Source organism: Streptomyces sp. NPDC054842 (assembly GCF_053611025.1).
Map to the genome: position 1 here is coordinate 60,926 of NZ_JBSGZN010000033.1, position 13,760 is coordinate 74,685.

The window sequence follows — 13,760 nt, forward strand, 5'->3', positions numbered from 1 at the left end:
TCCGACTGGTTCAACTGGTCCGACCGGCCTGAACGGTTACGTTGTCGGACGGAGAACGGGGCGTACCGGTCCCGTGTCCTCCGGGCACCCGCACGAGCTGCGGTGGACGAACGTGCATGGCAGCCGCACGGTCCGTCCTGGCCGCTTTGGCGAGGCCAGACGCTCCAGGAGCAGCCGGACCGCCTGGGCCCCGATCTCCTTGCTCGGCTGGGCGACCGCGGTCAGCCGGGGCGCGAAGAGGTCGGCCCAGGCGAAGTCGTCGAAGCAGCACAGCGCCAGGTCGTCCGGTACCGAAACCCCGAGGTCCTTCAGCGCGCGCAACGCCCCGATGGTCATGGCGTTGTTGGCGGTGACCAGCGCCGTGGGAGGCGTCGCGAGCGAGAGCAGGGCGCCCGTGGCCTGTTCGGCGGCCCGGGTCTGCGACTCGCCGTGCACCACGAGCCGTTCGTCGTAGGGCAGCCCGGCGCCCGCGAGCCCGTGGCGGTAGCCGAAGATCCGCTCGGCCGTGGTGCTGAGTCCTGGCAGGCCCGCGATGAGCCCGATCCGCTTGTGACCGAGACCGGTGAGATGCTCGACCAACTGCCGCATGGGCTCGGCGTTCTCGGCACTGATCTGGTCGAAGCGGTACCGGGTGGCCGACGGTTCGTGGTCGTCGGCGCTGTCTGCTCCCGCGCTGCCTGCGTGCGGTCCCTTCGCCGAGGGTCCGCTGTCAACCAGCCGGTCGAGGAACACCGTCGGTACGTCGTGCCGTCCGAGGTAGCCCAGAAGCTTCGACGGGTCCGCGGAAGGAGCGACGATCAGACCGTCGACCCGCCGCTCGTGCAGGAGCCGCACGACCTTCTGCTCGTGCTCGGGATCGTCGTGCGGATCGGCGATGAGCAGGCTGTACCCGTGCTCCAGCGCGCCGGCCTCCACGCCCTGCAGGATCTCGGTGAAGTACGGGTTGCTGATGGCCGACACCGCCAGCCCGATCGAACGGGTGCGCGCGGTCACCAGCGAACGGGCCAGCGTGTTGTGCGTGTACCCGAGCGCGTCGATGGCGTCGAGCACCGCCTGACGAGTCTGGGGGCGTACCGGCCGCGAGTCGTTCAGGACGTGCGAGACGGTCGCGATCGACACTCCTGCGTGTCGTGCGACATCCACCATCGTTGCCATGGCGTTCCCCTTCCGACCGGGGCTTACGGGCCCGTCCGGTCGGAACTTACCGCATGGAGATGGGGGCGTAAACGTTTACGTAAGCGTTTACGTAGCGGGATTGAGGTGCGTCTCCGCGGTGCGCGTCGCAGCGGGCAGGTAAGCGTTTACCTGCTGAAGGGCGGGGGTGGATGGCGGGGGCGGGGATGATGGGGCGCTAGCAAACGTGCGCTGTCCCGCAGGCGAGGTAAACGCTTACGTAAGCGTTTGCGTATGCGTTTACCTAAGCGTCTACGCGCTCGACCCAACCGCCGATCTCCGCAAGGTCACACGCCCACGAAGGCGCATGGGTTCACGCAAACGTTTACGCGCGCACCCCACAACCCACTCCACCGCATCTCACCCCCGCCCCACTTGCCCCACTCGCCCCAGCCCACCTCCCGCCGCCCATTCCCGTCCGCCCTCCTCCACCCCATCTCGGCCCCGCCCGTTCCGGAGTGATCCATGCCGGTATCGTCGATGCGCCGTACCGCTCATATGCCGCCGACCAGGGGAGACCTCATGCCCGGCCGTCCGTCCGCGAGTCGCCGTACCGTTCTGCGAGGGGCCGCTGTGGCGCCGGTCGCGGGACTCGGAGTGGCCGCCTGTTCGTCGGGGGCCGACGGTGGTGGGGTCCCGCCGACGCCGACCGCTCCCGTGGAGCTCGGTGGGGAGAGCGAGGTCCCGAAGGGGGGCGCCAAGCTGTACCGGGATCACAACGTGGTGGTCAGTCAGGCGGAGGACGGCTCGCTGAAGGCGTACAGCACGATCTGTACGCACGCCGGGTGCCCCATCAACAAGCTGGCGGGGACGACCCTCATCTGCCCCTGTCACGGGAGTGAGTTCGACGCGAGGACGGGCAAGGTGCTGGACGCGCCCGCCACCGAGCCGCTCCACGAACTGTCCGTGGAGACGAGGAACGGCAAGATCGTCGCGGGTCCGCCGGCCTGACGGCGCTAGTCCCAGTCCCAGGCGATCCCCACGACGCCGGACCGCACGCGCTGTTCCACCAGGTGAACCGAGCGGTGCTGTCCGCTCAGCGTGAGTTCCTGGCGGCCACCGCGGGGTGCCGCCGCGGAGTGCTGGGTGAACCGGTGGCAGCGCACCGGCAGCGCACGCTCGTCGAAGCGCACTTGGAGCGCGTACTGGCCGCCGGCGAAACTGAACCCCCGGAGGTACTCGCTGGACGCGCCGGCCGTGCCGTCGTCGAAGCCGTAGCGGAAGAGGAAGGTGTCGCCGGCGCGCAGCCGGGTGTCGAAGAGGAGCTCGGCCACGAGGACTCCGGTGTCGTGGTGCCAGCGCACGCGGCCCGTCCGGCAGTTCTCGAGCGCGCGCACGGTCATCCGGTTGGGAGCGCACCCCGGGTCGCCGTGGTGGATGGCCACGTAGCGGTCGACGCCGTCCTTGTGCGCGCGGACGATGTGCTGGGACTCGCGGCCCCGCAGTTCGCGGTGGGCGCCGATGCGCACCCGCTCGTGGTGGCCGATGGTGTGCAGGCCGCCGTCGAGGGGGGACTCCAGTTCGCCGAGCAGGCGTTCAAGTACTCCGGACGCTTCCACCAGGGCGCGGTAGGAGCGGCTCGCCGGGCGGTCCGAGCCCGGGAGTTCCTCGCTCTTGGCGAGCAGTCTGATCAGTGACTCGTCCGGGAGCTGGAGTATCTCCTCAAGCGCGCGCACGGCACGCAGTGACTCGGGGCGCTGCGGACGCCGGGCGCCCTGCTGCCAGTAACTGAGGCTGGTCACGCCCACCTTGACGCCGTAGCGCGACAGGTGGTGCTGCACGCGTTGCAGCGGCAGTCCGCGGGCGGCTATCGCGGCGCGCAGCGCGATGTGGAAGGGGCCGCCCCGCAGGGCCGTCTCCAGTTCCGCCGGGACGAGGTCCACGTGCTCTGTGCCGTGCCGCATGCGCGGGCCTTTCTGTGAATGTTCACAAACGGCTGGTCAGACCGTATGCGCGGGTTCCGGGGACCGCCTGGTGGGCGTGCGGGGATTGTTCACATCCGTACGGCGTCGTTCACGGTCCCAAGTTCCACCGCATTGAAGCGTGTTGACCAAGTCCCGACAACACCTGATGCTCAACCGCAGTGTCCGGACGCGTTCGGCTCCGCTCCTCGAACCCCACTCGGGAGGAACGCGATGCGCCGCAGCAGGCTCATCGTCGCCCCGGTCGCCCACACGGTCATCCCGCTGATCGTCTTGGCGGCCCTCTGCGCCGGGCCGACCGCCCCTACGCGCGTGTGGGCAGCCCCCGCCGCGACGACCGCCCTCGTCCCCACTCCCGTAGCCGTCGCCGCGCCGACCGTCCCCGCGTGCGTGTGGGCAGCCCCCGCCGCGACGACCGCCCTCGTCCACGCTCCCGTAGCCGTCGCCGGGCCGACCGCCCCCATGCGCGCGTGGACAGCCCCCGCCGCGACGACCGCCCTCGTCCCCGCCCCCGTAGCCGTCGCCGCGCCGACCGTCCCCACGCGCGCGTGGGCCGCCCCCGCCGCGACCACCGCCCTCGTCCCCACTCCCGCACGAGCCACCGCGCCCACCGCCGCCACACGCGCGTCCACGGCCCCCGCCGGGACGATCACCCTTGCCCGCACTTCCGCAGCCCCCGCCGCGCCGATCGCCCCCGCCCACGCGTCGACGGTCCGCATGGCCCCCGCTGCCAGACCGCCGGTATCCGTCCATCAAGCCCATCGCGCCACCGGCCCGCGCGGCTTCGAACGGAGGCGCGTGACTACGGAGGCAGCCGCAGCGGGCGGGGGCAGGACTCACCGACACAAGGAGACGGACGACGTCGGTCCGGCCGTCGCGGTCGTCTCGGCTCTGGCGGGAGCGGGTGCCCTCGTGGCCCTCGTCCTGTGTGTCACGTGGGCCCTGCGGCGACGCCGCCGCTGATCGTGTCTCCGTGCCCTGCCGTGCCGAGCCCGTGGGGGTCCCGGCGGGTCGGCCGGCGCGGATCGGACCGACCGTCCCCGGGGTGGGCGGGTCGCCCAGGCGGGCCGATGCGGCCCGGCAGGCCGGCGGGACCCGCCGTCGTCCACAGGCGGGGCCGGGACCCCGTCACGCTGTCACCCCTCGCCAGTAGGGTGTGAGACATGGCCGACCCCTCCAGCTACCGCCCCAAGCCGGGAGAGATCCCGGACACTCCCGGGGTCTACAAATTCCGCGACGAGCACCGCCGGGTGATCTACGTCGGAAAGGCGAAGAGCCTGCGCCAGCGCCTGAACAGTTACTTCCAGGACCTGGCGAACCTTCACCCGCGCACCCGCACGATGGTCACGACGGCCGCGTCCGTGGAGTGGACCGTGGTGTCCACGGAGGTCGAGGCGCTGCAGCTGGAGTACTCCTGGATCAAGGAGTTCGACCCCCGGTTCAACGTCAAGTACCGCGACGACAAGAGCTACCCCTATCTCGCGGTGACCATGAACGAGGAGTTCCCACGCGTACAGGTGATGCGTGGGCACAAGCGCAAGGGCGTGCGCTATTTCGGGCCGTACGGGCACGCGTGGGCCATCCGCGACACCGTCGACCTGCTGCTGCGCGTCTTCCCCGTGCGCACGTGCTCCGCGGGCGTCTTCAAGAACGCCGCCCGCACCGGCCGCCCCTGCCTCCTCGGCTACATCGGCAAGTGCTCCGCGCCCTGCGTGGGCCGGGTCACGCCCGAGGAGCACGGCGAACTGGCCGAGGAGTTCTGCGACTTCATGGCCGGCCGTACGGGGACGTACATCCGCCGGCTGGAGCAGCAGATGACCGACGCGGCCGAGGAGATGGAGTACGAGCGGGCGGCCCGCCTGCGCGACGACATCGGGGCCCTGAAGAAGGCCATGGAGAAGAACGCGGTCGTGCTCGCCGACGCGACCGACGCCGACCTGATGGCCGTCGCCGAGGACGAGCTGGAGGCGGCCGTGCAGATCTTCCACGTCCGCGGCGGCCGGGTGCGCGGCCAGCGCGGCTGGGTCACGGACAAGGTGGAGGCCGTCACCACGGGTGACCTCGTCGAGCACGCGCTCCAGCAGCTCTACGGCGAGGAGAGCGGCGACTCCGTGCCCAAGGAGGTCCTCGTCCCGGCGCTGCCCGACCTCGTGGAGTCGGTGCAGGAGTGGCTCACCGCGCGCCGCGGGTCGAACGTGTCGCTGCGCATCCCCCAGCGCGGGGACAAGAAGGCGCTCATGGAGACCGTGCAGCGCAACGCGCAGCAGTCCCTGGTGCTGCACAAGACCAAGCGGGCCTCCGACCTGACCACGCGCTCGCGTGCCCTGGAGGAGATCGCCGAGGCCCTGGACCTGGGCAGTGCGCCCCTGCGGATCGAGTGCTACGACATCTCGCACCTCCAGGGCGACGACGTGGTGGCCTCCATGGTCGTCTTCGAGGACGGGCTGGCACGCAAGAGCGAGTACCGGCGCTTCCAGATCAAGGGGTTCGAGGGGCAGGACGACGTCCGGTCCATGCACGAGGTGATCGGCCGCCGCTTCCGGCGCTACCTCGCCGAGAAGGAGAAGACGGGGGAGTGGGCCGACGGCACGGCCGAGCTCACCGAGGAGGACGGCCGCCCCAAGCGGTTCGCCTACCCGCCCCAGCTCATCGTCGTCGACGGCGGCCGGCCCCAGGTCGCCGCCGCGCAGCGGGCCCTGGACGAGCTGGGCATCGACGACATCGCCGTGTGCGGCCTCGCCAAGCGCCTGGAGGAGGTGTGGGTGCCCGGCGAGGACGACCCCGTGGTCCTGCCGCGAACCAGCGAGGGGCTGTACCTCCTCCAGCGCGTCCGTGACGAGGCCCACCGCTTCGCGATCACCTACCAGCGCGCGAAGCGGGCCAAGCGCTTCCGGGCGAGCCCCCTGGACGACGTGCCGGGTCTGGGCGAGAGCCGCAAGCAAGCGTTGATCAAGCATTTCGGTTCGGTGAAAAAGCTGCGGTCCGCGACAATCGACCAGATCTGTGAAGTCCCCGGCATAGGCCGCAAGACGGCCGAGGCGATCGCCGTGGCCTTCGCCCAGGCGGCTCCGGCCGCACCCGCCGTCAACACGGCGACTGGAGAGATCATGGAAGAAGAGGAACCCGGGACGACCGCGGGTCCCTCGGGGGAGCCCGTGTCCGCGGGCGCCTCGGACGAGCGACGGGGGCAGGAGACATGACCGAACGGCACGCTGAGGAAGAACGCCCGGCCGAGGGCCGGGAGACGCACCAGGAAGCGAGCGAGGGCCACCCGGAGCCCGCGCCGGGCCAGGACGCCGCGGGCGAGGAGCAGGGCGTCGAGGGAGACGGAGCACAGGTGAGTACGGGCATCGAGAAGGCCGGGGTCCCGGAGGCGGCCATCCCCGAGCTGGTGATCATCTCCGGCATGTCCGGTGCCGGCAGGTCGACGGCGGCCAAGTGCCTGGAGGACCTCGGCTGGTTCGTCGTGGACAACCTCCCGCCCGCCCTGATCCCCACCATGGTGGAGCTCGGCGCCCGCTCCCAGGGCAACGTCGCCAGGATCGCGGTCGTCGTCGACGTACGCGGCCGGCGCTTCTTCGACAATCTGCGCGAGTCGCTCGCCGACCTGGAGGCACGGCACGTCACCCGGCGCATCGTCTTCCTGGAGTCCTCGGACGAGGCGCTCGTGCGCCGCTTCGAGTCCGTGCGCCGCCCGCACCCCCTCCAGGGCGACGGACGCATCGTCGACGGCATCGCCGCCGAGCGCGAACTGCTGCGCGAGCTGCGTGGCGACGCCGACCTGGTGATCGACACCTCCAGCCTGAACGTGCACGAGCTGCGCGCCAAGATGGACGCCCAGTTCGCGGGCGAGGAGGAGCCCGAGCTGCGGGCGACCGTCATGTCCTTCGGCTTCAAGTACGGCCTGCCGGTCGACGCCGACCTGGTCGTGGACATGCGCTTCCTGCCCAACCCGCACTGGGTCCCGGAGCTGCGCCCCTTCACCGGCCTGAACGAGGAGGTCGCGGCCTACGTCCTCAGCCAGCCCGGTGCCAAGGAGTTCCTCGACCGCTACACCGAGCTGCTCCAGCTCATCGCCGCCGGCTACCGGCGCGAGGGCAAGCGCTACGTGACCATCGCGGTCGGCTGCACCGGCGGCAAGCACCGCTCGGTCGCCACGTCCGAGAGGCTCGCCGCCCGACTGGCGTCCGAGGGAGTGGAGACGGTCGTCGTCCACCGGGACATGGGCCGCGAATGACCGGAAGTTCACTGCGGCTGGGCAGGCTGCGCCGGTCGGTGGACGAGCGCCGCGGCGGCAAGGCGCGCCGCCGCGCCGCCCAGCCCAAAGTCGTCGCCCTCGGCGGCGGCATGGGCCTGTCCGCCTCCCTGGCCGCTCTGCGCCGGATCACCGGCGACCTCACCGCCGTCGTCACCGTGGCCGATGACGGCGGCTCCAGCGGGCGCCTGCGCGACGAGCTGGGCGTGCTGCCGCCCGGCGACCTGCGCAAGGCGCTGGCCGCGCTGTGCGGCGACGACGACTGGGGCCAGACCTGGGCCCGCGTCATCCAGCACCGCTTTCAGTCCAAGGGCGACCTGCACGAGCACGCGGTCGGCAACCTGCTGATCGTCGCCCTGTGGGAGCAGCTCGGCGACCACGTCCAGGCCCTCGACCTGGTGGGCAGGCTGCTCGGCGCCCAGGGCCGGGTGCTGCCCATGTCGGCGGTGCCCCTGGAATTGCAGGCCCTGGTCAGGGGCCACGACCCGGACCGGCCCGACGACGTCGACACCGTCCGCGGCCAGGCCACCGTCGCCCTCACGCCCGGCGAGGTGCAGTCCGTGCACGTCGTGCCGCACGGCCCGCCCGCAGTTCCGGAGGCCGTGGAAGCGGTCCTGGACGCGGACTGGGTGGTGCTCGGCCCGGGGTCCTGGTTCTCCTCCGTGATCCCGCACCTGCTGGTGCCCGACCTGCTCGACGCGCTGACGCAGACGAAGGCGCGCCGGGTGCTCTCCCTGAACCTCGTGCCGCAGCCCGGAGAAACCGATGGCTTCTCCCCGCAGCGTCATTTGGAGGTTTTGGGACGACACGCCCCTAAACTCGCCCTGGACGTGGTGCTGGCCGACGAGGCCGCCGTGCCCGACCGCGAGTCACTGACCGACGCCGCCAAGCGGTTCGGCGCCGCGGTCGAGCTGGCGCCGGTGGCCCGGACCGACGGCACTCCGCGGCACGACCCGGAGCTGTTGGCCGCCGCGTACGACCGTATTTTTCGGATGCATGGAAGGATCGGCCCATGGCGATGACGGCAGCGGTGAAGGATGAGATCTCCCGGCTTCCCGTCACCCGGACCTGCTGCAGAAAGGCGGAGGTCTCCGCCATTCTGCGGTTCGCGGGCGGCCTTCACCTGGTGAGCGGCCGGATTGTGATCGAGGCGGAGCTGGACACCGCGATGGCGGCGCGCCGGCTGAAGCGGGACATCCTGGAGATCTTCGGCCACAGTTCCGAACTGATCGTGATGGCGCCCGGCGGCCTGCGCCGCGGCTCGCGCTACGTCGTGCGCGTCGTCGCGGGCGGCGACCAGCTGGCCCGCCAGACGGGCCTGGTCGACGGCCGCGGCCGGCCGATCCGCGGACTGCCCCCGCAGGTGGTCTCGGGGGCCACCTGCGACGCCGAGGCAGCCTGGCGCGGAGCCTTCCTCGCGCACGGCTCCCTCACCGAGCCGGGGCGCTCCTCCTCCCTGGAGGTGACCTGCCCGGGCCCGGAGGCGGCGCTGGCACTGGTCGGCGCGGCCCGACGGCTGTCCATCGCGGCGAAGGCCCGCGAGGTCCGCGGCGTGGACCGTGTGGTCGTACGCGACGGCGACGCGATCGGCGCGCTCCTCACCCGTCTGGGCGCCCACGAGTCGGTGCTCGCCTGGGAGGAGCGGCGGATGCGCCGCGAGGTCCGCGCCACCGCCAACCGGCTCGCCAACTTCGACGACGCCAACCTGCGCCGCTCGGCTCGCGCCGCCGTCGCCGCCGGGGCCCGCGTGCAGCGCGCCCTGGAGATCCTCGGCGAGGAGGTCCCCGAACACCTCGCCGCCGCCGGCCGGCTGCGCATGGAGCACAAGCAGGCCTCCCTGGAGGAGCTGGGCGCGCTCGCCGACCCGCCGCTGACCAAGGACGCCGTCGCGGGCCGTATCCGCCGACTGCTCGCCATGGCCGACAAGCGCGCCCAGGACCTGGGCATCCCGAGCACGGAGTCCAACCTCACCGAGGAGATGGCCGACAACCTCGTGGGCTGACCCCCGCAGCCCGCTCCGCGAAACGAACAGAGCTCAACACGCCGGTGCCGACGCCCACTTGGGACGTCGGCACCGGCGTCTGCCCATCGGCCGCGCGCCCTTGACTTGATGACGAAGTGTCATGAGCCTGGCTCTGTTCGCCGCCGTGGCGGACCAGTGCAAGGGGGACTCATGAGACGAAGAGCGAGAGCGATCCTCGCTGCGAGCGCGCTCCTGCTGGGCGGTGCGGGCCTGGCCCCGGCCGCCCAGGCACAGGACGGCAGTTCACCCGAGCCGGACGCGAACGCCGTCAAGGTGTTCCGCGCCGAGGTCACGAAGCAGCAGGTACCCCTGCTGCTCGCGGCCGGACAGGATGCCCACGAACTCGGCGAACAGGCGCCGGACAAGGGCACCGCGTCGGTCGAGGTCTACCTCACCGACAAGCAGGCCGAGAAGCTGGAGAAGCAGGGCGTCGAGCTCACCGAGCACAAGCTGTCGGCGCGGGCCGAGGCGCGCGTGGCCGCGGCGGGCGACGGCGTGTTCCGCCCGTACAGCGGCAAGGGGAACCTCCGGGAGGAGATCCTCAGGACCGGCCAGGAGCACCCGGGCCTCACCAAGGTCGTGTCCATCGGCAAGACCGTCAAGGGCCAGGACATCCTCGCGGTCAAGCTGACCAAGGGCGCCAAGAAGACCAAGGACGGCGCCAAGCCGTCCGTGCTGTACCTGTCCAACCAGCACGCGCGCGAGTGGATCACGCCCGAGATGACCCGCCGCCTGATGCACTACTACCTGGACAACTACTCCACGGACAAGCGGGTCAAGAAGCTCGTCGACTCCACGGAACTGTGGTTCGTGCTGTCCGCCAACCCCGACGGCTACGACTTCACGTTCTCCCCCGAGGGCGAGCGGCAGTGGCGCAAGAACCTCCGGGACGTGAACGGGGACGGCGCCGTCACGACCGGCGACGGCGTCGACCTCAACCGCAACTTCCCCTACAAGTGGGGCTACGACGACGAGGGTTCGTCCCCCAGCCCGACCAGCCAGACCTACCGCGGCGCGAGCCCTGGCTCCGAGCCCGAGACCAAGGCCCTGGACACCTTCGAGAAGCGCATCGGCTTCACGTACGGCATCAACTACCACTCCGCCGCCGAGCTGCTCCTGTACGGGGTCGGCTGGCAGGTGGCGACGCCCAGCCCGGACGATGTGCTCTACCGCGCGCTCGCCGGCACCCCCGAGAACTCGGCGGTCGAGGGCTACCACCCGCAGGTCTCCTCGGAGCTCTACACCACCAACGGTGAAGCGGACGGGCACGCGAGCAACGTCAACGGCACGGGGATGTTCACCCCCGAGATGTCGACCTGCCAGACCGCGTCGAACCTCTACCCGGACGACGCCTGGAACGCGGCCGACTGCGCCTCGGTCTTCACGTTCCCCGACGACGAGAAGCTGATCGAGCAGGAGTTCCGCAAGAACGTCCCGTTCGCGCTCTCCGTCGCCGAGACCGCCGCGCACCCCGACCGGCCCTCCTCCTCGGTCGGCATCGACGCGCCCGACTTCAGTCCCGCGGCCTTCTCGACGTCGTACGCGCGCGGCGCCGACCAGGAGGTCTCCGTCGTCGCCCGCAGGTCGGTCCGCGACAAGGAGCTCAGGTACCGCGTCAACGGCGGACGCACGCACGACATGGCGCTCAGGCCGTGGAAGGGCGGCGAGACCTACGGCGGCGAGGACAACCTCTACTTCGACGAATACCGCGCCAAGGTCAAGGACGGCGACACGGGCGACAAGGTCGAGGTCTGGTTCACCGGCCGGACCCGCGGCGGTAAGCCCACCTCCAGCACCCACTTCACCTACACCGTGGCCGAGCGGCCGCGCGCCGACACCCTCGTGGTGGCCGAGGAGGGCGCGACCGCGACCCAGGCGCAGAAGTACGCCGACGCCCTGAAGGCCAACGGACGCAAGCCCCTGGTCTGGGACGTCGCCACCCAGGGCGCCCCCGACGCCCTCGGCGTCCTCAAGCACTTCGGCACGGTCGTCCACTACACGGGCGCCGACCGGCCCGGCAACGCCACCCAGCTCCAGCTGCGCGCCTTCCTCAACGAGGGCGGCAAGCTGATCGAGGCCGGCGAGCAGGCCGGCGGCACCGTCGACCTCGGCGGCGGCACCCTCTCGAACGACTTCAGCCAGTACTACCTGGGCGCCTACTCCCGTACGACGACCCCCGGCGCCACCGGCTTCAACGGCTCCGGGAAGCTCGCGGGCTTCACCGGCGCCCTCGGCGACGCGCCCGGCAACCCGCTGAACGCGGCCGGCGCGTACGGCGTCACCTCCGACACGCTGCCCGTCGCCCAGTACCCGCAGTTCGCGAGCGCGGGCGCCGGCCAGTTCGCCGGGACGGTCAACCCGTACGGGCCCTACGCGGGCTCCTACATGGCCGCCGCCGTCCACACCGACGACGCCTACAAGCGCCTCACCCGCACGATCGACCTCACCGGGGTCAGTGCGGCCGACAAGCCGACGCTGCGCACCCGGATCCTGTGGGACACCGAGCCCGGCTACGACCACGCGGTGCTGGAGGCCCACACCACCGGGGCCGAGGACTGGACCACGCTCCCCGACGCGGGCGGCGCGACGAGTTCCACCGTCCCGGCCGAGTGCGAGGCCGGCTTCCTGCTCAACGAGCACCCGTTCCTGGAGCACTACCTGACGCAGGGCGCCACGGCCTGCACGGGCACGGGCACCAGCGGCGCCTGGCACAGCCTCACGGGCGAGTCGGACGGCTGGCAGCAGGTCGAGTTCGACCTGAGCGCGTACGCGGGGAAGTCCGTGGAGGTCTCGCTGAGCTACATCACCGACCCGAGCAGCGGCGGCCACGGAGTCCTCGCGGACGACGCCTCGCTCGTCGTCGGGGGCACCGCCACCGCGACCGAGGGCTTCGAGACGTCCCTCGGCGTCTGGCGCGTCCCGGGACCGCCGGCGGGCAGCCCGGCCGTCCTCAAGGACTGGGCGCGCACCGGAGCGCTGTTCCAGACGTACGGAGGTGTCACCACGGACGACACCGTGCTGCTGGGCTTCGGCCTGGAGCACGTCACCGCGGCGGCCGACCGCACGGCACTGCTCGGAAAGGCGCTCGCGGCTCTGGGCGGCTGATTCCCCTTCGTCAACACGCCGTGACGTCGCGTAGCCGTCACGGGTGACCCGATCCACCGGGCCGGGCGGTCCGTACCCCTACTGGCGGGTACGGACCGCCTTGCCGTGTACGGGCCCTCTCGATGTCACTCAGGAGGCGCCAGGGAGGTAGGGTCGTAGGCGGTCGGGGACATCCCATACAACTCGCCGGCATCTACAGCCGGCGTACCAACGAGGAGATCGGTTTCGTGACGATCCGCGTAGGCATCAACGGCTTTGGCCGCATCGGTCGTAACTACTTCCGCGCGCTGCTGGAGCAGGGTGCTGACATCGAGATCGTGGCTGTCAACGACCTGGGTGACACCGCGACCACCGCTCACCTGCTCAAGTACGACACCATCCTGGGCCGCCTCAAGGCCGAGGTGTCGCACACCGCCGACACGATCACCGTCGACGGCCACACCATCAAGGTGCTCTCCGAGCGCAACCCCGCCGACATCCCGTGGGGCGACCTCGGCGTCGACATCGTCATCGAGTCGACCGGCATCTTCACCAAGAAGGCCGACGCCGAGAAGCACATCGCGGGCGGCGCCAAGAAGGTCCTCATCTCGGCTCCGGCCAAGGAAGAGGACATCACGATCGTGATGGGCGTCAACCAGGACAAGTACGACCCGGCGAACCACCACGTCATCTCGAACGCCTCCTGCACCACCAACTGTGTGGCGCCGATGGCCAAGGTCCTCGACGAGAACTTCGGCATCGTCAAGGGTCTGATGACGACGGTCCACGCGTACACCAACGACCAGCGCATCCTGGACTTCCCGCACTCGGACCTGCGCCGCGCCCGCGCCGCCGCCGAGAACATCATCCCGACCACGACGGGTGCCGCCAAGGCCACCGCCCTGGTCCTCCCGCAGCTCAAGGGCAAGCTCGACGGCATCGCGATGCGCGTCCCGGTCCCGACCGGTTCCGCCACCGACCTCGTCGTGACGCTGCAGCGCGAGGTCACCAAGGACGAGGTCAACGCCGCGTTCAAGAAGGCCTCCGAGGACGGCGACCTCAAGGGCTTCCTGACCTACACCGAGGACCCGATCGTGTCCTCGGACATCGTCGGCGACCCGTCGTCCTGCACCTTCGACTCCTCCCTGACCATGGTCCAGGAGGGCAACTCGGTGAAGATCCTCGGCTGGTACGACAACGAGTGGGGCTACTCCAACCGCCTCGTCGACCTCACGGTCTTCGTCGGCGGCCAGCTCTAGTACCCGGAGCAGGCACCTCGATGTAAGAGCAGGGCCCGGGCAGC

9 protein-coding genes are annotated in these 13,760 nt (G+C 71.0%); 7 read left to right on the forward strand and 2 right to left on the reverse strand.

What is annotated here, in order from left to right:
• Positions 1 to 36: 36 nt before the first annotated feature.
• Complete coding sequence (locus ACWGIS_RS24550; protein WP_453364616.1) at positions 37 to 1,155, reverse strand: LacI family DNA-binding transcriptional regulator; 1,119 nt, start codon at positions 1,153 to 1,155, stop codon at positions 37 to 39.
• 540 nt (positions 1,156 to 1,695) lie between these two features.
• Between ACWGIS_RS24550 and ACWGIS_RS24555 the strand changes: the two genes are divergently transcribed.
• Positions 1,696 to 2,124, forward strand: coding sequence for a Rieske 2Fe-2S domain-containing protein (locus ACWGIS_RS24555; protein ID WP_453364617.1), 429 nt, complete (start codon positions 1,696 to 1,698; stop codon positions 2,122 to 2,124).
• 5 nt (positions 2,125 to 2,129) lie between these two features.
• Here the strand turns inward: ACWGIS_RS24555 and ACWGIS_RS24560 are convergent, their stop codons facing one another.
• Positions 2,130 to 3,077: a hypothetical protein gene (locus tag ACWGIS_RS24560; RefSeq protein ID WP_453364618.1), complete on the reverse strand. Its 948-nt coding sequence runs from the start codon at positions 3,075 to 3,077 to the stop codon at positions 2,130 to 2,132.
• Between the two features lie 1,181 nt (positions 3,078 to 4,258).
• On the opposite strand from ACWGIS_RS24560, the gene uvrC reads away from it, so the two are divergent.
• The 6 genes from uvrC to gap all read left to right on the forward strand — a co-directional run bounded on the left by uvrC (position 4,259) and on the right by gap (position 13,716).
• Positions 4,259 to 6,295, forward strand: a complete 2,037-nt coding sequence (gene uvrC, locus ACWGIS_RS24565) for an excinuclease ABC subunit UvrC (protein WP_453364619.1) — start codon at positions 4,259 to 4,261, stop codon at positions 6,293 to 6,295.
• Positions 6,292 to 7,332: an RNase adapter RapZ gene (rapZ, locus tag ACWGIS_RS24570; protein ID WP_453364620.1), complete on the forward strand. Its 1,041-nt coding sequence runs from the start codon at positions 6,292 to 6,294 to the stop codon at positions 7,330 to 7,332. The genes uvrC and rapZ overlap by 4 nt, the downstream gene beginning before the upstream one ends.
• The gene (locus tag ACWGIS_RS24575) at positions 7,329 to 8,372 is read left to right on the forward strand and encodes a gluconeogenesis factor YvcK family protein (protein ID WP_453364621.1); all 1,044 of its coding nucleotides are present in this window, start codon (positions 7,329 to 7,331) and stop codon (positions 8,370 to 8,372) included. Before rapZ ends, ACWGIS_RS24575 begins: the two co-directional genes overlap by 4 nt.
• A complete protein-coding gene (gene whiA, locus ACWGIS_RS24580; RefSeq protein WP_121403682.1) occupies positions 8,363 to 9,352 on the forward strand; it encodes a DNA-binding protein WhiA in 990 nt (329 codons plus the stop codon). The genes ACWGIS_RS24575 and whiA overlap by 10 nt, the downstream gene beginning before the upstream one ends.
• A gap of 171 nt (positions 9,353 to 9,523) precedes the next feature.
• A complete protein-coding gene (locus ACWGIS_RS24585; RefSeq protein ID WP_453364622.1) occupies positions 9,524 to 12,478 on the forward strand; it encodes a M14 family zinc carboxypeptidase in 2,955 nt (984 codons plus the stop codon).
• Positions 12,479 to 12,705: 227 nt separating this feature from the next.
• Entirely contained in the window at positions 12,706 to 13,716 is a 1,011-nt protein-coding gene (gene gap, locus ACWGIS_RS24590) for a type I glyceraldehyde-3-phosphate dehydrogenase (protein WP_356169294.1), read from the forward strand.
• Positions 13,717 to 13,760 lie beyond the last annotated feature (44 nt).

What these genes read in the sequence shown, in the direction of transcription:
- ACWGIS_RS24585 (WP_453364622.1), top strand. Translation starts at nt 9,524, where the DNA reads ATGAGACGAAGAGCGAGAGCGATCCTCGCTGCGAGCGCGCTCCTGCTG.
- ACWGIS_RS24560 (WP_453364618.1), bottom strand. Translation starts at nt 3,077, where the DNA reads ATGCGGCACGGCACAGAGCACGTGGACCTCGTCCCGGCGGAACTGGAG.
- uvrC (WP_453364619.1), top strand. Translation starts at nt 4,259, where the DNA reads ATGGCCGACCCCTCCAGCTACCGCCCCAAGCCGGGAGAGATCCCGGAC.
- whiA (WP_121403682.1), top strand. Translation starts at nt 8,363, where the DNA reads ATGGCGATGACGGCAGCGGTGAAGGATGAGATCTCCCGGCTTCCCGTC.
- ACWGIS_RS24555 (WP_453364617.1), top strand. Translation starts at nt 1,696, where the DNA reads ATGCCCGGCCGTCCGTCCGCGAGTCGCCGTACCGTTCTGCGAGGGGCC.
- rapZ (WP_453364620.1), top strand. Translation starts at nt 6,292, where the DNA reads ATGACCGAACGGCACGCTGAGGAAGAACGCCCGGCCGAGGGCCGGGAG.
- ACWGIS_RS24575 (WP_453364621.1), top strand. Translation starts at nt 7,329, where the DNA reads ATGACCGGAAGTTCACTGCGGCTGGGCAGGCTGCGCCGGTCGGTGGAC.
- ACWGIS_RS24550 (WP_453364616.1), bottom strand. Translation starts at nt 1,155, where the DNA reads ATGGCAACGATGGTGGATGTCGCACGACACGCAGGAGTGTCGATCGCG.